We start from the raw sequence: 22744 nt of genomic DNA, 5'->3' as shown, positions 1-22744 counted from the left end.
AGGTCGTACTCGCGCCGCGCGCCTGCCACGCAAACCCTGCGGACAGAAAGACCGAAGATGAGACTCACGAACTGTGCACGCGCCCTGGCAGCAAGCGGCGCGGCGTTTGCAGCGTGCGCGCTGGCAGCGGCATTCGTGCCCGTGCTGGTGCCCGCCGCGCAGGCGGCCACGGCCATCGCGCAGTACGACGCGCCCAGGTATCCGCCCGACTTCACGCATTTCGATTACGCCGACCCGAGCGCCCCCGCCGACGGCAGCCTGAGCTTCCAGAACTTCAACGAAGCGCAGAGTTACGATTCGCTCAATCCGTTCCTCGTGCGCGGCTCGCCTGCGCCGGACATCCAGAGCCTGATGTTCGACACGCTGATGCAGCGCAGCTGGGACGAGCTGGCCTCTGAATATCCGCTGATCGCGCAAAGCGTGGACGTCGCGCCCGATCTCGCTTCGGCGACGTTCCATATCGATCCGCGCGCGCGCTTTTCCAATGGCGACCCCATCACGGCGACGGACGTCAAGTACTCGTTCGATATGCTAACGAGTCCGAAGGCGTCGCCGCTCTTCAACGCGCAGTTTGCGGTGATCAAGCGCGCCGTGGTGGTCGATGCCCATACCGTGCGCTTCGAATTCAGCCGCGCCGAGCGCGATGCGCCGCTGATCGCGGGCGACCTGCCGATCTTCTCGCCCAAGTGGGCGCAGAAGGCCGACGGCACCACGATTCCCTTCGACCAGCTCTCGAACGTGCCGCCGATTGCGAGCGGCGCGTACCTGATCGAGTCGCGCAAGAACGACAAGCAGATCGTCTACCGCCGCAATCCCCAGTACTGGGCCGTCGATTTGCCCACGCGGCGCGGCATGTTCCGCTTCGAGCGCATCGTCTTCAATCTGTATCTCGATCTCTACACGCAGCTCGAAGCCTTCAAGGCCGGCGATGCCGACGTGCACGTCGAATACAGCGCGACGCAATGGGCGCGCAAATACGTGGGCAAGAACTTCCGCAACGGCATGCTGACGAAGGAAGCGTTGCCGACCAGCCCCGCGCAGTTCCAGGGCATGCTCATCAACACCCGCAAGGCGCGCTTCCAGGACGTGCGCGTGCGCCATGCGCTGTCGCTGGCGTTCGACTACGACTGGATGAACCGCATGATGTTCTACGGTCAGTACACGCGCCTGAAAAGCTATTTCGACGTGAGCCCGTTCGCGGCGACCGGCATGCCTTCGCCGCAGGAGCTCGCGCTGCTCGAACCGTACCGCGCGAGCCTGCCGCCCGAAGTGTTCGGCCCGATGCTGCAGTTGCCGAATACGCTGCCGCCCAACTCATTGCGCGGCAACCTGCGCGAAGCGCGCGACCTGCTTGCGCAGGCGGGCTGGCACTACCGCGACGGCGCGCTGCGCAACGCGGCAGGCGAGGCCATGACCATCGAAATCATGGACGACGAGCCCGGCATGGATCGTCTGATCCTGCCGTACACGCAGGCGCTGGGCATGCTCGGCATCCAGGCGCACCTGCACGAAATCGACAGCGCGCTGTACCAGAAGCGCCTGGACAATTTCGATTACGACATGACCACCTATATCTATCCGCCCACGACCATTCCGGGCGCGGAGCTGGTGCGTCGCTTCGGCAGCGCGGCGGCTTCGCAGGTGGGCTCGGAAAACTATTCGGGCGTGCGCATGCCGGTCGTCGACAAGCTGGTGGAGGCCGTGCAAAAAGCCAGCACGCTGGCTGAGCTGGAAACGGCCACGCATGCGCTCGACCGCGTGCTGATGAACGAGTATTTCCTCGTGCCCGAGTACTACGCGCCCAACGAGCGCTTCGCCTTCAAGACATCGATAGGACGGCCAAAGAATTCGCCGACGACCTACGTGCCGGAAGAGTGGGCGATCGACTACTGGTACCGCAAGCCGGGCGCACCCGATCCCGCGCGCGGCAATGTCCACGACGGGCAGGATACGAAAAATACGCAAGCGGCCGTTGCCGCGCAGTAAGGAGCAGCATGTACGCGTACATTCTCAGACGTCTTTTGCTGATGGTGCCGACGCTCATCGGCGTCGTCACGGTCACGTTCATCGTGACGCAATTCGTGCCGGGCGGCCCGGTCGAGCAGGTGCTCACGCAACTGCGCCACGGCCATGGCGCGCGCGGCGGCGAAGTGGGCACGGGCGGCGGCGGCTATCACGGCAGCCAGGGCGTGGATCCGCAGCAGCTTGAGCAGATCAAGCAGCAGTTCGGCTTCGACAAGCCGCCGCTCACGCGCTATTTCATGATGCTCAAGGACTACGCGACGTTCGATCTCGGCCAGTCCTATTATCAGCACGCGAGCGTCTGGCAGGTGATTCGCAACAAGCTGCCGGTGTCGATCACGCTGGGCTTATGGACGGTGATTCTCACGTACCTGATATCGGTGCCGCTGGGGATTGCGAAAGCCGTGCGCAACGGGTCGCGCTTCGACACGGTAACGAGCGTGCTCGTGCTGGCGGGCTACGCGATTCCGGGCTTCGTGCTGGGCGTGCTGCTGCTGATGCTGTTCGGCGGCGGCACCTTCTGGCAGGTGTTCCCGATGCGCGGCCTGACCTCCGATAACTTCGAAGACCTGAGCGCCATCGGCAAGCTGCTGGACTACTTGTGGCACATCGTGCTGCCGGTGACGGCTTCGGTGGTGGGCAACTTCGCGATCGTCACGATCCTCACGAAGAACACCTTCCTGGAGGAGATTGGCCGCCAGTATGTGCTCACGGCGCGTGCGAAAGGCGCGCCCGAGCGCGACGTGCTGTGGAAGCACGTGCTGCGCAACGCGGCGATTCCGCTCGTCACGGGCCTGCCCGCTGCATTCGTGGGCGCGTTCCTGAACGGCAACCTCCTGATCGAAACGCTCTTTTCGCTCGACGGCATGGGGCAGCTTTCGTACGACTCGGTGATCCGCCGCGATTACCCCGTCGTCCTCGGCTCGCTCTTTCTCTTCACGCTGATCGCCCTCGTCACCAAACTCATTGCCGATGTCTGCTATGTCCTCGTCGACCCCCGCATCCAGTTCCACCGGCTGGACCGCTGATTCCGCCGCGATCACGCACGCGAAGCCGGTTTCGCCGTGGCGCCGGACGTGGCTGCGTTTTCGCGCCCAGCGGCTCGGCTACTGGAGCCTCGTGATCTTCATGGCGCTGTTCGTCGTCAGCCTGTTTGGCGAAGTGCTCTCGAACGACCGGCCGCTCGTGGTGCGCTATGACGGGCACTACTATTTTCCGATCGTGAAGGACTACCCGGAAACGCTGTTTGGCGGCGACTTCCCGGCGCAGACCAATTATCTCGATCCGTATATCCGTTCGCGCCTCACGACGCACGGCAATTTCGCCGTGTATCCGCCCAATCACTTCCGTTACGACACGATCGACTATTTCGCGGCGCGCCCGTATCCGGCGCCGCCGTCGTCCAGCAACTGGCTCGGCACCGATCAGTTCGGCCGCGACGTGCTTTCGCGCCTGCTGTACGGGTTCCGCCTGTCGGTGCTGATGGCGTTCGCGCTCACGGTGTCGGGCGTGGTGCTCGGCGTGCTCACGGGCGCGGTGCAGGGCTTCTATGGCGGGCGCACCGACCTGATCGGCCAGCGCCTGATCGAGATATGGAGTTCGATGCCTGACCTCTATCTGCTGATCATCTTCGCGTCGATCTTCGAGCCGACGCTGTGGCTGCTGTTCATCCTGCTGTCGATGTTCGGCTGGCTCGTGCTGTCCGATTACGTGCGCGCCGAGTTCCTGCGCAACCGCTCGCTCGATTACGTGAAGGCGGCGCGCACGATGGGCCTGTCGAACTGGCAGATCATGTGGCGTCACGTGCTGCCCAACAGCCTCACGCCCGTCATCACGTTCCTGCCGTTTCGCATGAGTGCGGCGATTCTCTCGCTCACCAGCCTCGATTTTCTGGGCCTGGGCGTGCCGCCGCCGATGCCGAGCCTGGGCGAACTGCTGCAGGAGGGCAAGAACAACCTCGACGCCTGGTGGATCTCGATTTCGGCGTTCGCGGCACTCGTCATCACGCTGTTGCTGCTGACGTTCATGGGCGATGCGTTGCGCAATGCGCTCGACACGCGCGCACGCGGCTCGGCATTCGGCGGAGGAAAATGATGAGCGCACCGTTGCTGGATATTCAGGATTTTTCCGTGCGCTTTGGCGACAAGGTCGCCGTGCGCGACCTGAGCCTTGCGATCGGGCGCGGCGAACGCGTCGCGCTGGTGGGCGAATCGGGATCGGGCAAGAGCGTGACGGCGCTGTCGATTCTGGGTCTCGTGGCCCATGCGCAGCTGGGCGGGCGCATGCTGCTGGACGGCGTGGATCTGTTGCAGCAGAACGAGCGGCAGATGCGCGGCATTCGCGGCGGCGACATCGCGATGGTGTTTCAGGAGCCGATGACCGCGCTCAATCCGCTCTTCACGATCGGCAAGCAGATTGCCGAAAGCCTGCGGCTGCATGAGGGCTTGCGGCCCAACGCGGCGCGTGCGCGCGGAATCGAGCTGTTGCGGCGCACCGGCATTCCCGAGCCTGAGCGGCGCATCGACAGCTTTCCGCACCAGCTTTCCGGCGGCCAGCGCCAGCGCGCGATGATCGCGATGGCGCTGGCGTGCCGTCCGCGCCTGCTGCTCGCCGACGAGCCGACCACGGCGCTCGACGTCACCGTGCGCCAGCAGATCGTCGATTTGCTGCTGGAACTGCAGGAGCAGGAAGCGGCGGCGCGCGGCATGGCCGTGCTGCTCATCACCCACGACCTGAACCTCGTGCGCCGTTTCGCGCAGCGCGTGGCGGTGATGGAAAAGGGCGTGCTGGTGGAGACCAATACGACCGATGCGCTGTTTTCCGATCCGCAGCATCCGTACACGCGGCGTCTGCTCGACAGCGAGCCGTCGCGCGCGGTGCAGCCGGTCGCGCCGGACGCGCCCGTGATCCTCGACGTCAAGAACCTGGCCGTCGACTATCGCACGGCGGGCAAGGGCTGGCGGTCGGTATTCGGCAGCTCGGCGTTTCGCGCCGTACACGAGGCCAATCTCACGCTGCGTCGTGGCGAGACGCTGGGCGTGGTCGGCGAATCGGGCTCGGGCAAGTCGACGCTTGCCTCGACAGTGCTAGGCTTGCAGGGCGCGGCGGCGGGCGAAGTGCGCATCGACGGCCAGCCGCTCGCGTCGCTCAGCGGCGCGCGCGCGCGCCAGGCGCTGTATCGGCGCATGCAGGTGGTGTTTCAGGATCCGTTCGGCTCGCTGTCGCCGCGCATGACCATCGAGCAGATCGTCGGCGAAGGACTCACGGTGCATCAGCCGACCATGCAGGGCGATGCGAAACGCCGCCGCATCGGCGGGCTGCTCGAAGAGGTCGGCCTGCCCGCGGACGCGATGATCCGCTATCCGCATGAGTTTTCGGGCGGCCAGCGCCAGCGCATCGCGATTGCGCGCGCGCTCGCGGTCGAACCCGAGATGATCGTGCTCGACGAGCCCACCAGCGCGCTCGACGTGTCGATCCAGAAGCAGGTGCTGGCGTTGCTCACCGACCTGCAGAAGCGGTATCGTCTGAGTTATCTGTTCATTACGCACGATCTGGCGGTGATGCGCGCCATGGCGCACCGCGTGATCGTGATGAAGGGCGGGCGCATCGTCGAGCAGGGCGACACGCTGGCCGTGCTCGATGCGCCGGCCCACCCCTATACGCAATCGTTGCTCGCGGCCTCGCTGTTGCAGCGCCCGGCTGCGCTCAAGGAGAACATTGCATGATCGAAGAACGCTGGACTCTGGCCGCGCGCGGACTGCGCAGCGCGGCCGACTTCTGGTCGGTGCGATTCGTCGACGAACGCATCGACTATCACACCGTGCGCAACGATGTGGCCCTGCCGTCGCGCCAGGTGCGCGAACGCGGCGCGATGGTCACGGCATGGGCCGGTGCGGGCGCGGGTTACGCGGCCACGGCGGATCTGTCCGCAGGCGGCTTGCAGCGCGCGCTGGAGATCGCCACGGCACGCGCCCAGGCGGGCGCGGCGCACGCGCTGATCGACCATCGCGAGATCGCGCGGCCCGCGCAAAGCGGCAGCTATGTGTCGCCGAATGCGCAAGGCGCGCTGCCGTCGCGGCGCGAATGGCTCGAACGGCTCACGCACGAATGCGCGTCGGCCAACGTCGATGCGCGTATCGTCGAGCGCGTCGCGGGCATGCAGGTCACGCAAAGCGACCAGCTCTACCTGACCAGCGACGGCGTGCGCATCGACCAGCAGTTCCGCTTCCTGATGCCGGGTTTTTCCGCTGTCGCGCACGCGGACGGCGATACCCAGGAGCGCACGCTGGGCGGCCACTACGGCACGCTCGCCCAGGGCGGCCTGGAGATCCTGGCGCGCTATGGTTTCGACGGCTCGGGCGCGCGCGTCGCCGACGAAGCGCTGCAACTGCTCGCCGCGCCCAATTGCCCGAGCGGGCGGCGCGACCTGCTGCTCATGCCCGACCAGATGATGTTGCAGATTCACGAGTCGATCGGCCATCCGCTCGAACTCGACCGCATCCTGGGCGATGAGCGCAATTTCGCGGGCTGGAGCTTCGTGAAGCCCGAGATGTTCGGCAGCTACCAGTACGGTTCGGAATTGCTCAACGTGACCTTCGACCCCGACCTGCGCGAGGAAGCCGCCGCTTACGCCTTCGACGACGACGGCAGCGCGGCCAGCAAGCAATACCTGATCCGCGCGGGCGTGCTCGAACTTCCGCTGGGCGGCGCGCTCTCGCAGCAGCGCGCGGGCCTGCCGGGCGTGGCGAATTCGCGTGCGGCCAACTGGAACCGCCCGCCCATCGACCGCATGGCGAACCTCAACATCGAGCCGGGCGACCAGTCGCTCGACGCGATGATCGCGGGGATCGAGCGCGGCATCCTGATGAAGACGAATACCTCGTGGTCGATCGACGACCATCGCAACAAGTTCCAGTTCGGCTGCGAGTTCGGGCAGTTGATCGAAGACGGCAAGCTCACCCAGGTCGTCAAGCGGCCCGGCTACCGCGGCATTTCGGCCAGCTTCTGGCGCGGGCTGTCGGCGGTGGGCGACGCCTCGACGCGCGAGGTCTACGGCACGCCGATGTGCGGCAAGGGCGAACCGGCCCAGGTGATCCGCGTGGGCCACGCGTCGCCGGCCTGCGTGTTTTCCGATGTCGAAGTGTTTGGAGGTGCCTGATGGCCGAAATACTCGTAGCACGCGGCGTCGAGGCGATCGACTGGCACGCGCACTTCAGCATGCTCGCCGAGGCGATCGAGCGCATGTGCCGCCCCGGCGAAACGGTGCTGAGCGCCTTCGCGGGCGAGCAGTCCGATTTCATCCGCTTCAACGCGGGCAAGGTGCGCCAGAGCGGCCAGGTGGAGCAGGGGCGTCTCACGCTGCGGCTCGTGCACGGCGCGCGTCAGGCGTACTCGACCTTCGACCTGGGCGGTGACGCGCATGCCGATGTGAGCGACGTGTCCGATGCGCTCGCGTCGCTGCGCGAAAGCCTGCTCGATGCGCCCGACGATCCGCATGTGCTGTTCGATACGAGTAGCTGGACGCGCAGCACGCGCCGCGATGGTCGTTTGCCCGATCCGCAGGCGCTGGTGGAACTCGTCGCGCGCGCGGCTCAAGGGCTCGATTTCGTGGGCTTTTATGCAGGCGGCACACTCTCGCGCGGCTTTGCCTCGACTACGGGCAGCCGTGGCTGGTACGAAGTCGAGAACTTCAATTTCAGCTGGTCGCTCTATCAGCCCAACGGGCGCGCGATCAAGACGAGCTACGCGGGCGACGCCTGGGACGACGCGGTGTTCGTCGACAAGGTGCGCACGGCGGCCCAGCGTCTGCCGGTTCTGCTGCGTGCGCCGCGCGTGCTCACGCCCGGTGGCTATCGCGCGTGGCTCGCGCCCGCAGCGCTGGCGGAACTGGTGGGAACGGCGTCGTGGAACGGCTTTTCGGCGCGCGCACAGGCGTCCTCCACCAGCCCGCTCTACAAGCTCAATACCGGCGCGGTTGCGTTTGATGCGCGCGTGTCGCTGGCGGAATCGCTCGAACTGGGCGTTGCGCCTGCGTTCAACGACGACGGCTATCTGCGCGCGAGCGTGCCCCTGATCGATGCGGGGCGTGGCGTGGGACGGCTCGTGAGCGCGCGTTCGGCGCGAGAATACGGCCTCGAACCGAACGGCGCGCTGCCGCAGGAAATGCCCACCTCGCTGGCGATGGCGGGCGGCGATCTTGCGCAGGACGACGTGCTCGCGCGCATCGGCACCGGGCTGTATATCGGCAACCTGTGGTACGTGAACTTCTCGGATCGCATGAATTGCCGCCTGACCGGCATGACGCGCTTTGCGACCTTCTGGGTCGAGGACGGCGAGATCGTCGCGCCCGTGGACGCCATGCGCTTCGACGACAATCTTTATGGCTTGCTGGGCGAGCGGCTGGAAGCGCTTGGCGCGCAGCCCGAGCTGATGCTCTCCGATTCCACCTGGGGGCAGCGCGCGACGGGTGGCCAGCAATTGCCTGGCGCACTCGTGAAGTCGTTCGAGCTGGTGCTGTAGCGCGCGAAAGTGCGCGGCGCGTGTCAGGAGAGGGCGCGCGCCCGCGCGGCGATCGAGTGAAGTCGAGTGAAGTCGAGTGCAGGAATAGCAGTCAGCAAGTGCAGCAAAAACGAACAACAACAAGGATGCACCGATGTCGAACAACGCAATTCCGGAGCCGGGAGACGGGCTCACGCTGCGCAGCATTCGCACGGCCGACGCCGCGCAGCTGCATGAGCTGATCTACGCGCCGTCGATGGCGCGCGGCGACCCGCAGGCGCCGTTTCGCACCCTGGAGTCCACGCGCGAGTGGATCGAAAAATGCCCGCCGCATCTGGTGATGATCGGCGCGTGGGCGGGCGAGCGGCTGGTGGGCGAAGGCCAGGTGGAGATTGGCAAGATGCGCCGCGCGCATGTGGCGGAAATCGGTGTTGGCGTGCACGGCGACTGGCGGCGGCGCGGCGTGGGCACGCGCCTTATCGACGAAATGCTCGACCTGGCCGACAACTGGCTCGGCTTGCGCCGGCTCCAGCTCAAGGTGTTTGTCGATAACGACGCGGCCATTGCGCTGTACCGCAAAAGCGGTTTTGAAATCGAAGGCCGGTTGCGCGGCCATATGCTGCGCGATGGCGCGTATGTGGACTCGTACCTGATGGCGCGTCTGCGCGCGCCGCTGCCGTATGCAGGGAGCGACGCATCATGAACCGCCGCACCGATGTCCTGGCGCCCCGCACCGCCTTCGCGCGAACCGTGCGCCTGCGCGCCGCCGAACTCGACGACAGTCAGGCGATTGCCGACCTGATGAATCTTCCGGGCGTGCGGCGCGGCACGCTGTCGAACGGCTATCGCACCACCGAAAGTGTCCGCGCGTGGCTCGGCAACAGCGCGGTCGACAGAATGCGCGTGATCGCCGAGCACGAGGGACGCGTGATCGGCCAGGCCGAGCTGATGGCGCATGACGGGCGGCGCGCGCATTGCGCCTCGCTCGGCATTGGCGTGCACGATGCGTTTCAGGGGCGAGGCGTGGGGGCGCTGCTGCTCGGCGCGCTCGTCGATGCCGCCGATACCGCGTTCGGCTTGCGCCGCATCGAGCTTCAGGTCTTTACGGACAATGTGCCCGCGATTGCGCTGTATCGCCGCTTCGGTTTCGAAGTGGAGGCGTGTGCGCGTGCCGAAGCGATCCGCGAGGGGGCATTGCACGACGTGTTCCACATGGCGCGACTCGCGCCCGCGCCTGCGTTCAGCGACCCTCAGCCGCTCATGCAGCCGCTCATTCAGCCGATCATGGACTCTCCGCCAGACCTCTGATTCAGGACGCCGCGCGTGCCTTTTTTCTTTATCGACAGACCGGTGTTCGCGTGGGTGATCGCGCTCGCGGTCATGGTGGCGGGTGCGTTCGCCATCACGCAGTTGCCGGTCGCGCAGTACCCGCGCCTCTCGCCGCCGCGCATCGTGGTGGTCGCGTCCTATCCTGGCGCGTCGGCGCAAACCGTGGACGACAACGTCGCGAGCATCATCGAGGAGAGTCTCGACGGCGCGGACGGCATGCTCTATTACGAGACCACGAGTGACGGCCTGGGCAACCTGGAAATCGACGTGACGTTCGCGCCGGCGACCAATCCCGATATCGCGCTGGTCGACGTGCAGAACCGCATCAAGCAGGTCGAAGCCCGTTTGCCGCAAGCGGTCGTACAGCAGGGCGTGAACGTCGTGAAGGCGTCCAATACGTTCCTGATGCTGGTGGCGCTCACCTCGACGGACGGCTCGCGCGACTCCGCGCAGCTTGCCGACTATCTGAACCGCTACCTGCTGCGCGAACTCAAGCGCGCGCCCGGCGTGGGCGAAGCGGAACTGTGGGACTCGGACGAGGCCATGCGCATCTGGGTCGATCCGTGGCGCCTGCGCGAATACGGCCTCACGGCGGGCGACGTGACGAGCGCGATCACGGCGCAGAACGCGCCCGTCACGGCCGGCACGATCGGCGACGCGCCGTTCGCGCCCGGGCAGCAGACCAGCGCCTCGGTCGACGTGACGGGGCAGCTCGATACGCCCGCGCAGTTCGGCGATATCGTGCTCAAGGCCAAGCCCGACGGCTCGATCGTGCACATGCGCGACATCGCGCGCGTGGAGGTGGGCCGCAGCGACTATTCGTTCTTCTCGCGCCTGAACGGGCGGCCTGCCGCGACGGTGGGCATCCAGCTCGGGCCGCGCGGCAATGCGCTCGAAACGTCGGATGCGATTCATGCGCGCCTGGCCGAATTGTCGAAGCACCTGCCGCCGGGCGTGGCCGTGGAAATCCCGTTCGATAGCGCGCATTTCGTGCGCGTGGCGATCCGCGAAGTGGTGATTACGCTGCTCGAAGCCATCGTGCTGGTGTTCTGCGTGATGTGGCTGTTCCTGCGCGACCTGCGTGCGACGCTGGTGCCGACCGTGGTGATTCCGGTCACGCTGATGGGGGCGTTTCTTGCGCTCTACATGGGCGGCATGTCGATCAACGTGTTCACGCTGTTCGGGCTCGTGCTGGCGATCGGCATTCTGGTGGACGACGCCATCGTGGTGGTGGAGAGCGTGCACCGCGCGATGCACGAAGAAGGGCTCGCGCCGCGCGAGGCCACGCGGCGCGCCATGACGCGCATTGGCGGCGCGATCGTCGGCGTGACGGCGGTGCTCACCGCCGTGTTCGTGCCGATGGCGTTCTTCACCGGCAACGTCGGCGGCATCTATCGGCAGTTCGCGGTGGCGATGATCGCGTCGATGCTGGTCTCGTCGTTCATGGCGCTTTCGCTCACGCCCGCACTGTGCGCGAGCATGCTAAGGAAGCCGAAGCATATCGAGGCCCATGGCACGTCGCGCGCCGCGCGTGTATCGCGCGGCTATCGCGGGCTCGTGCTCAAGCTGCTGCGGCGCAGCCGCCGCGTGCTGGCGATCTACGTGCTGCTGATCGGCGCGGGCGCGTGGCTCTACTGGCAGATGCCGCAAGGCTTCCTGCCCGCCGAGGACGAAGGCCAGCTTCAGGCGATGATCCAGTTGCCCGCGGGCGCGACCCAGGCCCGCACGCTGGCGGTCGTGCAGCGCGTGGAAAAGATCCTGCGCGATGAAAGCGCGGTCGACAACGTGACGAGCGTGGTGGGCTGGAGCTTTGCGGGCAGCGGGCAGAACGTGGGCATGGCGTTCATCGACCTCAAGGACTGGGAGCATCGCTCGATCAGCGCACAGGCCTTGCGCGACCGCCTCAACGACAAGTTCAGTGCGATCCTGGACGGCGACGTGGAAGCCATGCTGCCTTCGCCGGTGCCCGGCATCGGCCATGCGGAAGGCTTCACGTTCCGGCTGGAGGATCGCGGCGGCGTCGGCATGGAGGCGCTGAAAGCGGCGCGCGGCCAGTTGATCGACGCGGCGGCAAAGAGTCCGGTGCTGACGGGCGTGCATTCGGAAGACCTGCCGGATGCGCCGCGCGTCGCGCTCGACATCGACCGCGCGAAGGCCTACGCGTTTGGCGTGCCGTTCGGCAATATCGCCGACCTGCTGAGTACGACCTTTGGCTCGACCTATGTGGACGACTTCCCGGCGGGCGGGCGCATGCGCCGCGTGATCGTGTCCGCCGATGCCGGTGCGCGCATGGCCGACCGGCAACTGCTCGACCTGCCGGTGCAGACGAGCAGCGGCTCGACCGTGGCGCTATCCGCGCTGGCGACCACGCGCTGGACGCGCGGCCCGGTGATGCTGGCGCGCTACAACGGCTATCCGTCGCTCGACGTAAGCGGGCGCGAATCGACGGGCCATAGCTCGGGCGACGCCATGGCCGAGATGGAGCGCCTCGCGGCGGCGTTGCCATCGGGCGTCGCCTACGAATGGACGGATACGGCCTTCGAGCAGATCGAAGCCGCGCGCGATACGCCCTTGCTGCTGGGGTTGTCGGTGCTGGCAGTTTTCATGGTGCTGGCGGCGCTGTACGAGAGCTGGATCACGCCCGCCGCGGTGCTGCTGGTCGTGCCGCTCGGCACACTCGGCGCGGTCGCGGCGATGCTGTTGCGCGGCCTGCCCAACGATATCTACTTCAAGGTGGGACTCGTCACCGTCGTCGGGCTGACGGCCAAGAACGCGATCCTGATTGTGCAGGCCGCGAACGCGCGGCGCCTGCGTGGCCTGCGCGCGGGGCCCGCGGTCGTGGCCGCGTGCGCGGAACGGCTGCGGCCGATCGTGATGACGTCGGCGGCGTTCGTGCTGGGCGTCGTGCCGCTGGCGCTCTCGCACAGCGCGGGCGCGGAGAGCCGCCATTCGATCGGCACGGGCGTGCTGGGCGGCGTGCTGGCGGCGACGGTGCTGGGCCTCGTGTTCGCGCCTGTGCTCTATTGCGCGGTGGCGCTGCGGCCTCCCAAGGCCGTCGCGATGCGCTCGCGCAAAAGACGCGGGCCCGCGCGCGGCGAGCCCGTATTCGAGGAAAATGCGCAATAGGCCTGGGGCAGATGAGCGCGCACTGTGTTGCGCCTCATCGAGCCTCATTGAGTCATATCGAGTTTCGTCGCGCCCCACGCGACGAAGGCCCTCAGAAAAGCCGCGGCGTGCCGACCCAGACGAGCACCGCTTCCTCGTCGCGGGTATTCGTCCAGCTATGCGGCACCGTCGATTCGTAGTGCGCGCTGTCGCCCGCGCCAAGCACGAACGGCTTGCCTTCCAGCGTAATCGTCACTTCGCCGCTTAGCACGTGGACGAATTCCTCGCCCGCATGGGTGGTGACTTCACTGGCCTGCTGGCGCGGCGGCATGCGCACGAGAATCGCTTCGAGCTGGCGGCCGCCGGACTGGTTGGAAAGACGCGCGAACAGATCCGTCGAATCGGCGAAAGCGAAGTACTGCAAATCCTTTTGGCGCCGCACGCAGCCTTCTTCGGTCGGCGTATCGACGAAATAGCTGACGGGCACGCCGAGCGCCTTGGCGATGCTCACGAGCGAGGTGATGGAGGGACTGGCGTGATCGCGTTCGACCTGCGAGAGAAAAGGTTTGGAAAGCTGCGAGACAGATGCAATGTCGTCGAGCGTACGGCCCTGGCGCTGGCGCAGCGAGCGGATCTTGCTGCCGACGGAGACGACATTCTGGGTTTCGACGGTTTTCGATGCCATGGCGAAGGCGGGTCTTTTGTATTGGAAGCGCGGTTATCGTGCCGCCTGCGAGACTTGCGGCACGAATTCATCTGATGAATGTCTGTATTCAACATTCATTTAAAGTCAGGTCTCCATAGGGCGCTTCTCCACCGATTCAGGCAGTGCATGTGCGAGGCAGCCCCGTGCCACGCAGCGAGTGAGTCCCGGTGTCCGGCTTATTGGTTCCGTTCTGACGCCATTGATAATAGCATTGCCAATATCCACACAGAAACAATGGTAGTCCCAATGGCCATTTTTCTGGATTATTTGAATGCGGATCGGATTGATAAATATTACGAAAAAATCGCAGAGCGACTGGATGGGTAAGTGAGGGTAATGAATTGACGGGGCGAATTATCGGCATTTTCAGGCACGCATAGAACGGCGATGCGAATGCGCTATATCCATGCCGATGCTCACTGCAAAATCGGCCACGCCAGTAGTGCGAAGCGCCCGAGACCGCTATGCTTCGAGGCACCACACTTTCCTGGAGCGCCCCATGCCGACAGTCCGTCGTTTCGCGTTTCTTGCGCTGGCAGCCTGTGTCATCGGCTTGCCCCCTACCTCGAACGCAGCGACGAACTCGCCCGATTCGCAGCGCGGCGGCATGCAGGTCGTTTCGTTCGGCGACAGTCTTTCGGACGTCGGCACCTACGCGTATGCGCGGCAATTCGGCGGCGGCACGTACACCACCAATCCAGGCGCGATCTCCGTGGCGGTCGTCGCGGCCCACTATGGGTCGAGCCTCACGCCCGCGTTGACCGGGGGATTCGGCCAGCAGTCGGTGATACATCCGGAAGGCTTCGGGTACGCGCAGGGCGGCGCGCGAGTCGCTGCGCCGCCCAACCCCGGTGACGCAACCGGCGACACCGGCGAGTTGCAGACGCCGCTGACCTCGCAGGTGGCCGCCTATCTGCAGGCGCATGCGCGTTTCAACGCCCAGCAACTCGTGCTGATGCAGGGCGGGGCGAACGACGTGCAGGACGCCTATGGAGCGTGGGCGGCAATGGTCGCCAACGGCGGCGATCCGGCGGCTTCCTTGCAGGCCGTGTTGCCTTCGCTGAGACAGGCGGCGCAACAACTGGGCGAGCTGGTGCACAACGTGCAACAACACGGCGCGACGCATATCATCGTGCAGAACGTGCCGGACATCAGCAAGGCGCCGATCGCCAATCTGCTCGATCAGCAATTGCCTGGCTCGACCAAAGTACTGCGTCGAATGGCGCAGGCATTCAATGCCGCGCTCGACGACGCGCTGCCGTCGTCGCCCGCCGTGCTGCGCATCGACGCGTTCGCGTTTATCGATGACGTATCAAAGGATTATCGACAGTTGGGATTTCGCTTCGATGGTAGCGTCGGCACCAACGTAGCCTGCGCTCCGGCGAATCTGCCCACGGCGTATCAAGCCGATGACGGCAGTGCGCTGTTCTGCTCGCGCGCGACCTATGTGTCGCCGCAGGCCGACGATATCTATATGTTCGCAGACGCTTATCACCCGACCACGCATCTGCAAAAAATCATCGCGAATTACGTGATTGCACAGATCGATGCGTGGCTGAAAAAATAGCCGGGGAGCGCGCATCCGGCCCGCTGTTAGAATGGCTCCCTTTTTTCAGGGGGGAAGCAAATGTCCTGGTTTATCTATGAAGTGCCCGAGTACAACGAAGACGCTGCACGCATCGAGCCGTTCAGCGATCTGCGTAGCCGCGTCGTCAAGCTCAGCGGGCAGGCCATGGCCGACGAACTGGAGAGCGTTCGCGAGAACGCCGCCACGACGGCGGCCACGCCCGCGCGGCCGCTGGTTGGCGCGGAAAATCCGCACGTCTTCCCGATTCCCTATGCAGACTCGATGATCCTGGTCGGATTCATTTTCGAACTGGCGCGCGAGGGGCGACAACTGGTGGTGTCGCCCGTGGACATGCCCTGGCTGAAAGACGCGTAAGGGCAAGGACTAAGCGGCGGGCGCGCGCTCGCCTAGCGCTGGAGATTTTCTTCGCAGTCTTTCCAGTAGCGCAGCGGATCGAGATGATGCGGGAACTGGGTATCGAGCCAAACCGACAACTTGTGCCAGTCCGGATGGTTCGTGCCGGTTCTGGCCGACCACGTCGCTGATCTTTCGAGAATGCGGTTGCTTTCGCGATCGCGCACGAGCAGGCTGCCCAGCCCGCTCGTGCTGTTCGACTGCGCTTCGACCAGGTAGCGCGGCAGGATTCGGACTTCGGCGTCCTCGGCCCAGCCGTAAAGCGCACGCACCACGCCGGTGGCGTCGCGCAACTCGATGGGGCCGCTCTTCGGGCGCACGGCTGCCCATCCCTCGGGGAATTCGGCGACCACCTCGTGGTTGCCTTCGCGCACCCATTTCATGCCCCACGCGCGCGCGATGGCTTCGCGCAGAGCCGCTACCGTTTTGTAGCCAGCGGGGAGTTCGATCCCCACCGGGAGCGTGACGAGATTGTCTTTCCAGAGCCTGGATTCGTCGTCGGCGCGCTTGACCTCCTGGAACGGCGAGGCATTGGACGGCGATGCCGCGAATGGCGAGGCATCGAACGGGTTCGCGGGCTTGCTCGACGTCTTCACGCTCGTAGCGGGCAGGCCTTCAAATAGCCGTTCGGCATCGAGCCGCGTGAGTTTCGGCTTTCCTTTCTTCATCTGTTTCTCTTGTGCATGATTGCGCCTGGCGCGGTCTGTCTATTGCCGCGCGTTGAAGGCGTTAGCCGCCGGCCCGCTTGACGCTATGGCCGGCTTGCTTGAGTGCTTCGACGACCCGTTCGCAATGGTCGCCCTGAATTTCGATGGTGCCGTCCTTGACCGTTCCGCCCGAACCGCACGCGGTACGCAACTGTTTGCCCAGCATGGCAAGGGCAATGGGGTCAAGCGCAACGCCTTTGACAACCGTGACGCTTTTGCCACCCCGGCCTTTGGTCTCGCGGGAGACCCGCACCATGCCATCGCCTGCCGGCCGTGCTTTGGCCGTCGCCTTGCATATGCAATCGGCAATGGGGCGCTGGCATTCGGGACACATCCTTCCACTGTCCGTGGAATAAACGAGCCGGCTTTTTGAACTGCTATTCATGGAGGGACTTAATGGCGTCAAGACTGGCGACCTGTCAGTTTAGCAGGTCGCGTCAGTCCAATTAGCCGCAGCATTATCCGCAGCAGGATTCACATCTGCTTTATCCGGGCGGTAGCACCCGTTGGTTTCCCGCGCCGCGACCGCGTTGCGCCAACGGGCTTCTGTAGCGCGATCAACGCCTCATTCAGCAATTCCAGCCAGTTTTCTTCATAACGAACCCCCGCCCGCAGCACCAGATGATGCAGCGCGGTTTCGCGATCCTGCGGCTCGGCGGGAAAGTCTTTTTGCTCGATGTCCCGATAGAGCGCGAGCTTCGCCTCGTGCAGCCCAATGCGACGGCGGATCTCTGCGTCTAGCTGCGTGGGGCCGACCGCTGCCTCCGCGCGCAGGCGCACCATGAATTCATCGCGCAGCGCCGCCGGTTCGTCCTCCTGGGCGACCCAAGCCTTCAACTCGTTGCGCCCGGCGGGTAGAACCCGGTACGCGCGTTTGCGTCCGCGTGTGGAGGCTTCCGGCAGCGATTCGATCAGGCCCGCTTCTTCCAGGCGCGCGAGCTCGCGATAGATCTGTTGATGCGTTGCGTGCCAGAAGTAGCCGATCGAGCGATCGAAGCGGGCGGCCAGTTCCGATCCCGAACAGGATCGTTCGACCAGCGCGGTGAGCAAGGCGTGCGGAAGTGACATCGGCCCGTTGATAGACGAATGAAAGAAGAAGTAGAGGAGCTTGTCGAAATTCTCGCATTGGCTTGACTCTCTATGCAACTGGTTGCATTATCGAGCGCACCTTCATGCAACCAGTTGCATAAACATGACCCATCCCTATCCCCACTTGTTGCGCCCGCTCGACCTCGGCTTTACGACCCTGAAAAACCGCGTGCTGATGGGGTCGATGCACGTTGGCCTGGAGGAGGCGCCCCATGGCTTCGAGCGCATGGCCGCGTTCTATGCCGAGCGCGCGCGCGGCGATGTCGGCCTGATCGTGACGGGCGGCATTGCGCCGAACGAACGCGCCCGCCCCATGCATGGCGGCGCGATGCTGACGACCGAGGAAGAAGCCGAGCGGCACCGCGTCATCACGCACGCCGTGCATGCGGAAGGCGGCAAGATCGCCATGCAGATCCTGCACTTCGGCCGCTATTCGTATCAGCCGATGCTGGTTGCGCCCAGCGCGCTGCAGGCGCCGATCAATCCGTTCAAGCCGCACGAACTGAGCGACGACGAAGTCGAGGAGACCATTGGCGATTTCGTGCGCTGCGCGGCGCTCGCGCAGCATGCGGGCTACGACGGCGTGGAAATCATGGGTTCCGAGGGCTACCTCATCAACGAGTTCATTGCGATGCGCACCAACCATCGCACCGACCGCTGGGGCGGCAGCTACGAGAACCGCGTGCGTTTCGCGCTGGAGATCGTGCGTCGCGTGCGCGAGCGGGTCGGCCGCGAATTCATCATCATTTACCGCCTGTCGATGCTCGATCTGGTCGAAGGCGGCTCGACGCTGGACGAAGTCGTCCAGCTCGCCCAGGCCGTCGAGCAGGCAGGCGCGACCATCATCAATACCGGCATTGGCTGGCACGAGGCGCGCATTCCGACCATCGCCACCAAGGTGCCGCGCGGCGCGTGGGCGTGGGTCACGCAACAGCTGATGGGGAAGGTCTCGGTGCCGCTCGTCGCCACCAATCGCATCAATACCCCCGAGCTTGCCGAGCAGCTGCTCGCCGATGGCGTGTGCGACATGGTGTCGATGGCGCGGCCGTTCCTCGCCGATGCCGATTTCGTGCGCAAGGCCAGCGAGAATCGCGCCGATGAAATCAACACCTGCATCGGCTGCAACCAGGCCTGTCTCGACCATACGTTCGCGGGCAAGGTCACGTCGTGCCTCGTCAATCCGCGTGCCTGCCACGAGACGGAAATCGTCATCCGGCCCGCCGCGAAGCGCAAGCGTGTGGCGGTCGTGGGCGCGGGGCCGGCGGGCCTTGCGTGCGCAGTGACGGCGGCGCAGCGCGGCCATGCCGTGACGCTTTTCGAAGCAGGCAGCGAGATCGGCGGGCAGTTCAACATCGCCAAAAAGGTGCCCGGCAAGGAGGAGTTCAACGAAACGCTGCGCTACTTCCGCCGCCAGATCGAGTTGACGGGCGTGGAGCTTCGCCTTGGCACGCGCGCGAGCGCTCAAGCGCTCATGCAGGAAGGCTTCGATGAAATCGTCATTGCGACCGGCGTGCTGCCGCGCGAACTGCGCATCGAAGGCGCGCATCACGCGAAGGTGCTCGGCTATCTGGACGTGCTGCGCGACGGCAAGCCGGTCGGCGCCAACGTCGCGATCGTGGGCGCGGGCGGCATTGGCTTCGACGTGGCCGAATACCTCGTGCACGAGGGCGAATCCGCGAGCCTCGACCCGAAGAAATTCTTCGCCGAATGGGGCGTCGATACCACTTATGCCGAACGTGGCGGCTTGCGTCAGCCCGCCGTGAGCCCGGCTGCGCGACGCGTGCATCTGCTGCAACGACGTAGCACGAAGGTCGGCGAGAACCTCGGCAAGACGACCGGCTGGATTCACCGCACGGCGTTGAAGGTGCGTGGCGTTGGCATGTCGTCGTCGGTGGAGTATCAACGCATCGACGACGCTGGGCTGCATGTGAGCATCGATGGAGCGCCGCAGACCCTCGCCGTGGACAACGTGGTGGTGTGCGCGGGGCAGGAGCCACTGCGCGAGCTGGCCGATCAGTTGCAGGCCGCGGGTCTCACGCCCTACGTGATCGGCGGCGCTGCCGAAGCGGCCGAACTCGATGCCAAGCGCGCCATCCACGAAGGCACCACGCTTGCCGCCGCGCTATGAGCGCGTAATTCTCTTGCTCTAACTTAGCTACGGAGTCCGTATGAATCAGGCCGAACTCAACCTGCCGCCCGCGGTTGCGCAGTCGCTCGCAATCTGGCATGAGATGGTGGACAGCAAGGATCTCGGCAGGCTGGAATCCATCGTTCATCCCGACGCTGTATTCCGCTCGCCGATGGCCTTCAAGCCGTATGGCCCCGCGCCCGCCTTGCTGATGGCGCTGCGCACGGTCATCACGATTTTCGGGGACTTTACTTACCATCGCCAGTTCAGCAGCGCCGATGGCCTGGACATCGTGCTCGAATTCAGCGCGAGCGTGCAGGGCAAGCAGCTCAAGGGCATCGACATGATCCGCTTCGACGAAGAAGGGCGCATCGTCGAATTCGAAGTGATGATTCGCCCGTTCAACGCGCTGCAAGTCCTGGGCGCGGAAATGGGCGCGCGCCTTGCGCAGTTTTTGCCTGCGTATAAGAACTGAATCTGGCCTGATTTTGGCCTGATTCTAGCCTGACTCTGGCCTGATTCTGATTTGATCGCGCCCCGCCGGATTTAGGGCCCGTCCGGCGGGTTGACTTGCCTCGCGGGCGCGCACAGACTCTGCTCATCATCGCCTGGCACGGGAGCGGACTTGGCCAACCCGGATCTTCTCGATAGCGAGCCCAGGGCCGCGCGCGTCATCGCGGCGCAGGCAAGCCCTTGCGACAAGCTCGTCATTCACGCGCAGCCCACGCTCGTCGATCGCCCATGCCGCTACAAGCGGCTCGCGCTCGCCGCGACGATCCTCGGTTCGAGCATGGCCTTCATCGACGGCTCCGTCGTCAACGTCGCGCTGCCGTCCATTCAGCGCGAACTGGGCGCGAGCGTCGCGGCGATGCAGTGGGTCGTCAACGCCTATCTGCTGTTTCTCGGCTCGCTGGTGCTGGTCGGCGGGTCGATGGGCGACCGGCTCGGGCGGCGCAGCGTGTTTATCGCAGGCATTGCGCTGTTCACGCTGGCATCGGCGGCGTGCGGGTTTGCGCCGAATGCGTCGGCGCTGATCGCCGCACGCGCGGTGCAAGGCATCGGCGCGGCGCTGCTCGTGCCCAGCAGCCTGTCCATCATCGGCGCGGTATTCGACGAGGCGTCGCGCGGCCGCGCAATCGGCACCTGGGCCGGTGTCGGCGCGATTACCTCGGCGGTGGGGCCGGTGGCGGGCGGCTGGCTCGTCGATGCGTTTTCCTGGCGCGCGATCTTCTTTCTCAACGTTCCGCTTGCGGTGCTGACGATTGCGCTTGCGCTCGCGTCGGTGCCGGACAGCCACAAGCTCGACGCGCCGCACGAACTCGACTGGTTCGGCGCGCTCACTGCGGCGCTGGGGCTCGCGGCGCTCACGTTCGGGTTGACCGAGGCATCGGCGCGGGGCTTTGCGCACGCGCTCGTCTATGGCCCGATAGGCGCGGGCGTGCTCGTGCTCGCGGGCTTCGTCGCGATCGAAGCGCGCAGCAGGAACCCCATGATGCCGCTCGACGTGTTTCGCTCGCGCGATTTCACCGCGGCCAATCTCGTGACGCTGCTGCTGTATTTCGGGCTCGGCGGCGCGTTCTTCTTCCTGCCTTTCACGCTGATCCGCGCGCACGGTTACAGCGCAACCGAAGCGGGCGCGGCGCTGCTGCCGGTGCCCGTTGCTATCGGCTTGCTGTCGCGCTTCACGGGCAGCTTGACGACGCGATTCGGCTCGCGTGTGTTGTTGACTGCCGGGCCGGGCGTCGCGGGCCTTGGCTTTGCATTGCTGGCGCTGCCGTTAATTCGCGGTGGTTATTGGGCCGGATTCTTCCCCGCGCTGCTCGTGCTCGGGCTGGGCATGACGATTACGGTCGCGCCGCTGACAACGGTGGTCATGGGATCGGTGTCAAGCGACCGTACGGGCGTCGCGTCGGGCATCAACAACGCGGTCGCGCGCGTGGCGAGCCTGCTGGCCATTGCAGTGCTCGGCATCGTGTTCGTGTGGTCGCATCAAGCGGCGTTGTCGGCGCGTCTCGACGAGCTGAACCTGCCGCACGCCACGCTTCAGGCCGAGCCGTTGCTGGAGCCGGGTGAGCAGGGCGCGGCGCCCACGCTGGCGGCCCGCATGGACGCCGATGCCATTATCGACGCGATGCGCGCCGTCGCCCTCGTGTGCGCTATCTGCGCATTTGCCGGAGCGGCCGTTGCCGCCGCGGCCCTACGCTCGCCTGAGCGCTGAACCGCGCTAGACGCTGGCACATGTGGCCGCAATGTCGAGAAAGGTCTGCACGATGGCGCGCTTGCGCTGGCTGTGAAGGCAGACCACCGAATCGATATTGCAGCCGCGCAGTTCATCGACTGGAATGGCGACGGTGCGCTTGCCGTCGGGTGTCTCCCGCTCAAGCACGAAGCCGATCCCAAGGCCTTGCCTGACGGCTTCGACAACGGCCTCGCGGCTGCCCAGTTTCATGGCCGTCGAAAGCGACACCTTCGCGTGGCGTGCCGCGTCATCGACAAGCCGCTGGGTATTGGAACCCGCTTCACGCCGAAGCACGGGATACGTGTCGAGATCGGCCAGCGACACGCTTTTGCGCGCCGCGAGGGGATGGCCCCGCGCGACGAGCACGCGCATGTCCTGCCGCGCGACGGGAATCGACGCTATACGTGCGTCGCTTTTGGCATTGCCGATCACGGCCACGTCGACGCGATATTCCAGCAGGTCGTCCCAGACCTCGCGCTGGCTGCCGAACGACACGGACAGCTCGATTGCGGGGTAGCGCTCGCGAAAAGCGGCCGCTACCTCAAGGACGACCTGCGGCCCATCGGCGGCGAGCTTGAGGCTGCCGTGGCGGAACATCGTCGCCTGGCTCACCATGTCCTCGATCTGCTCCTCCGTCGAGAACATCTGCCGGGTCAATTCGAAGAGCGGCCTGGCGGCGTCGGTGAGGTGGACGCCCTCGTTCGTGCGCACGAAAAGCGCCTGTTTGCAGTCCTCTTCCAGATTGCGGATCTGCGTCGTGATGGCGGGCTGTGTCAGTCCCAGAAGGCTCGCAGCCTTCGTGAAACTGCCCTCGCGGGCGACCGCATCGAACGCCCTGAGCTGGAAATAACGCATCGCCACGGTCGACCTCAAGCCATAAATCCGAATGTTGAAATATAGCATCCGTATTAATTTGACTGCCGAAAGGGCGAAACCCTAA

19 protein-coding genes are annotated in these 22744 nt (G+C 65.3%); 14 read left to right on the top strand and 5 right to left on the bottom strand.

The window, feature by feature from the left end:
- The first annotated feature begins 57 nt into the window (after window positions 1-57).
- The 9 genes from BBA01S_RS41550 to BBA01S_RS41540 all read left to right on the top strand — a co-directional run bounded on the left by BBA01S_RS41550 (window position 58) and on the right by BBA01S_RS41540 (window position 12975).
- Window positions 58-1986, top strand: coding sequence for an extracellular solute-binding protein (locus BBA01S_RS41550; protein ID WP_084162232.1), 1929 nt, complete (start codon window positions 58-60; stop codon window positions 1984-1986).
- 8 nt (window positions 1987-1994) lie between these two features.
- Window positions 1995-3050 carry a microcin C ABC transporter permease YejB gene (locus tag BBA01S_RS17225; protein ID WP_027817550.1) on the top strand — a complete coding sequence of 352 codons (1056 nt, stop codon included), beginning with the start codon at window positions 1995-1997 and terminating at the stop codon, window positions 3048-3050.
- Entirely contained in the window at window positions 3004-4116 is a 1113-nt protein-coding gene (locus tag BBA01S_RS17220; RefSeq protein ID WP_027817549.1) for an ABC transporter permease, read from the top strand. The genes BBA01S_RS17225 and BBA01S_RS17220 overlap by 47 nt, the downstream gene beginning before the upstream one ends.
- Window positions 4116-5747, top strand: coding sequence for an ABC transporter ATP-binding protein (locus tag BBA01S_RS17215; protein WP_027817548.1), 1632 nt, complete (start codon window positions 4116-4118; stop codon window positions 5745-5747). Before BBA01S_RS17220 ends, BBA01S_RS17215 begins: the two co-directional genes overlap by 1 nt.
- Window positions 5744-7180, top strand: a complete 1437-nt coding sequence (locus tag BBA01S_RS17210) for a TldD/PmbA family protein (protein ID WP_027817547.1) — start codon at window positions 5744-5746, stop codon at window positions 7178-7180. The genes BBA01S_RS17215 and BBA01S_RS17210 overlap by 4 nt, the downstream gene beginning before the upstream one ends.
- On the top strand, window positions 7180-8541 hold the full coding sequence (locus BBA01S_RS17205; RefSeq protein WP_042297434.1) for a TldD/PmbA family protein: 1362 nt from the start codon (window positions 7180-7182) through the stop codon (window positions 8539-8541). The genes BBA01S_RS17210 and BBA01S_RS17205 overlap by 1 nt, the downstream gene beginning before the upstream one ends.
- A gap of 133 nt (window positions 8542-8674) precedes the next feature.
- Window positions 8675-9223, top strand: a complete 549-nt coding sequence (locus BBA01S_RS17200; RefSeq protein ID WP_042297433.1) for a GNAT family N-acetyltransferase — start codon at window positions 8675-8677, stop codon at window positions 9221-9223.
- Complete coding sequence (locus BBA01S_RS41545; protein WP_042297432.1) at window positions 9220-9828, top strand: GNAT family N-acetyltransferase; 609 nt, start codon at window positions 9220-9222, stop codon at window positions 9826-9828. The genes BBA01S_RS17200 and BBA01S_RS41545 overlap by 4 nt, the downstream gene beginning before the upstream one ends.
- 15 nt (window positions 9829-9843) lie before the next feature.
- A complete protein-coding gene (locus tag BBA01S_RS41540; protein WP_042297430.1) occupies window positions 9844-12975 on the top strand; it encodes a multidrug efflux RND transporter permease subunit in 3132 nt (1043 codons plus the stop codon).
- A 91-nt stretch (window positions 12976-13066) separates the two neighbouring features.
- Here BBA01S_RS41540 and BBA01S_RS17185 read toward each other — a convergent pair whose 3' ends face one another.
- On the bottom strand, window positions 13067-13639 hold the full coding sequence (locus tag BBA01S_RS17185) for a cupin domain-containing protein (protein ID WP_027817544.1): 573 nt from the start codon (window positions 13637-13639) through the stop codon (window positions 13067-13069).
- 520 nt (window positions 13640-14159) lie between these two features.
- On the opposite strand from BBA01S_RS17185, the gene BBA01S_RS17180 reads away from it, so the two are divergent.
- Together BBA01S_RS17180 and BBA01S_RS17175 are read left to right on the top strand one after the other, a co-directional pair.
- On the top strand, window positions 14160-15227 hold the full coding sequence (locus BBA01S_RS17180; protein WP_027817543.1) for an SGNH/GDSL hydrolase family protein: 1068 nt from the start codon (window positions 14160-14162) through the stop codon (window positions 15225-15227).
- 60 nt (window positions 15228-15287) lie between these two features.
- On the top strand, window positions 15288-15602 hold the full coding sequence (locus BBA01S_RS17175) for a hypothetical protein (RefSeq protein WP_027817542.1): 315 nt from the start codon (window positions 15288-15290) through the stop codon (window positions 15600-15602).
- 32 nt (window positions 15603-15634) lie between these two features.
- Here BBA01S_RS17175 and BBA01S_RS17170 read toward each other — a convergent pair whose 3' ends face one another.
- The 3 genes from BBA01S_RS17170 to BBA01S_RS17160 all read right to left on the bottom strand — a co-directional run bounded on the left by BBA01S_RS17170 (window position 15635) and on the right by BBA01S_RS17160 (window position 17416).
- Window positions 15635-16309 (bottom strand): hypothetical protein, encoded by a 675-nt coding sequence (locus BBA01S_RS17170; protein WP_027817541.1) that lies wholly within the window; start codon window positions 16307-16309, stop codon window positions 15635-15637.
- A gap of 61 nt (window positions 16310-16370) precedes the next feature.
- Window positions 16371-16733, bottom strand: a complete 363-nt coding sequence (locus tag BBA01S_RS17165) for a translation initiation factor Sui1 (protein ID WP_027817540.1) — start codon at window positions 16731-16733, stop codon at window positions 16371-16373.
- Between the two features lie 89 nt (window positions 16734-16822).
- On the bottom strand, window positions 16823-17416 hold the full coding sequence (locus tag BBA01S_RS17160) for a PadR family transcriptional regulator (RefSeq protein WP_027817539.1): 594 nt from the start codon (window positions 17414-17416) through the stop codon (window positions 16823-16825).
- A 124-nt stretch (window positions 17417-17540) separates the two neighbouring features.
- Here BBA01S_RS17160 and BBA01S_RS17155 point away from each other — a divergent pair, with 124 nt between their 5' ends.
- The 3 genes from BBA01S_RS17155 to BBA01S_RS17145 all read left to right on the top strand — a co-directional run bounded on the left by BBA01S_RS17155 (window position 17541) and on the right by BBA01S_RS17145 (window position 21783).
- Window positions 17541-19565 carry an NADPH-dependent 2,4-dienoyl-CoA reductase gene (locus BBA01S_RS17155; RefSeq protein ID WP_027817538.1) on the top strand — a complete coding sequence of 675 codons (2025 nt, stop codon included), beginning with the start codon at window positions 17541-17543 and terminating at the stop codon, window positions 19563-19565.
- 40 nt (window positions 19566-19605) lie between these two features.
- Window positions 19606-20040, top strand: a complete 435-nt coding sequence (locus BBA01S_RS17150) for a nuclear transport factor 2 family protein (RefSeq protein ID WP_027817537.1) — start codon at window positions 19606-19608, stop codon at window positions 20038-20040.
- Window positions 20041-20190: 150 nt separating this feature from the next.
- On the top strand, window positions 20191-21783 hold the full coding sequence (locus tag BBA01S_RS17145) for an MFS transporter (RefSeq protein WP_027817536.1): 1593 nt from the start codon (window positions 20191-20193) through the stop codon (window positions 21781-21783).
- A gap of 6 nt (window positions 21784-21789) precedes the next feature.
- Here BBA01S_RS17145 and BBA01S_RS17140 read toward each other — a convergent pair whose 3' ends face one another.
- Window positions 21790-22677: a LysR family transcriptional regulator gene (locus tag BBA01S_RS17140; protein ID WP_167336020.1), complete on the bottom strand. Its 888-nt coding sequence runs from the start codon at window positions 22675-22677 to the stop codon at window positions 21790-21792.
- Window positions 22678-22744 lie beyond the last annotated feature (67 nt).

This window comes from Paraburkholderia bannensis NBRC 103871 (genome assembly GCF_000685015.1).
In the GTDB taxonomy this organism is placed as follows: domain Bacteria; phylum Pseudomonadota; class Gammaproteobacteria; order Burkholderiales; family Burkholderiaceae; genus Paraburkholderia; species Paraburkholderia bannensis.
This window is presented reverse-complemented; position numbering and strand designations above follow the sequence as displayed.

Bases quoted from the DNA above. Each gene is read 5' to 3' on its own strand.
- BBA01S_RS17155 (WP_027817538.1), top strand. From the start codon at position 17,541: ATGACCCATCCCTATCCCCACTTGTTGCGCCCGCTCGACCTCGGCTTT.
- BBA01S_RS17175 (WP_027817542.1), top strand. From the start codon at position 15,288: ATGTCCTGGTTTATCTATGAAGTGCCCGAGTACAACGAAGACGCTGCA.
- BBA01S_RS17225 (WP_027817550.1), top strand. From the start codon at position 1,995: ATGTACGCGTACATTCTCAGACGTCTTTTGCTGATGGTGCCGACGCTC.
- BBA01S_RS17205 (WP_042297434.1), top strand. From the start codon at position 7,180: ATGGCCGAAATACTCGTAGCACGCGGCGTCGAGGCGATCGACTGGCAC.
- BBA01S_RS17150 (WP_027817537.1), top strand. From the start codon at position 19,606: ATGAATCAGGCCGAACTCAACCTGCCGCCCGCGGTTGCGCAGTCGCTC.
- BBA01S_RS17160 (WP_027817539.1), bottom strand. From the start codon at position 17,416: ATGTCACTTCCGCACGCCTTGCTCACCGCGCTGGTCGAACGATCCTGT.
- BBA01S_RS41545 (WP_042297432.1), top strand. From the start codon at position 9,220: ATGAACCGCCGCACCGATGTCCTGGCGCCCCGCACCGCCTTCGCGCGA.
- BBA01S_RS17210 (WP_027817547.1), top strand. From the start codon at position 5,744: ATGATCGAAGAACGCTGGACTCTGGCCGCGCGCGGACTGCGCAGCGCG.
- BBA01S_RS17185 (WP_027817544.1), bottom strand. From the start codon at position 13,639: ATGGCATCGAAAACCGTCGAAACCCAGAATGTCGTCTCCGTCGGCAGC.
- BBA01S_RS17165 (WP_027817540.1), bottom strand. From the start codon at position 16,733: ATGAATAGCAGTTCAAAAAGCCGGCTCGTTTATTCCACGGACAGTGGA.
- BBA01S_RS17215 (WP_027817548.1), top strand. From the start codon at position 4,116: ATGAGCGCACCGTTGCTGGATATTCAGGATTTTTCCGTGCGCTTTGGC.
- BBA01S_RS17220 (WP_027817549.1), top strand. From the start codon at position 3,004: ATGTCCTCGTCGACCCCCGCATCCAGTTCCACCGGCTGGACCGCTGAT.
- BBA01S_RS17180 (WP_027817543.1), top strand. From the start codon at position 14,160: ATGCCGACAGTCCGTCGTTTCGCGTTTCTTGCGCTGGCAGCCTGTGTC.
- BBA01S_RS17170 (WP_027817541.1), bottom strand. From the start codon at position 16,309: ATGAAGAAAGGAAAGCCGAAACTCACGCGGCTCGATGCCGAACGGCTA.
- BBA01S_RS41550 (WP_084162232.1), top strand. From the start codon at position 58: ATGAGACTCACGAACTGTGCACGCGCCCTGGCAGCAAGCGGCGCGGCG.
- BBA01S_RS17200 (WP_042297433.1), top strand. From the start codon at position 8,675: ATGTCGAACAACGCAATTCCGGAGCCGGGAGACGGGCTCACGCTGCGC.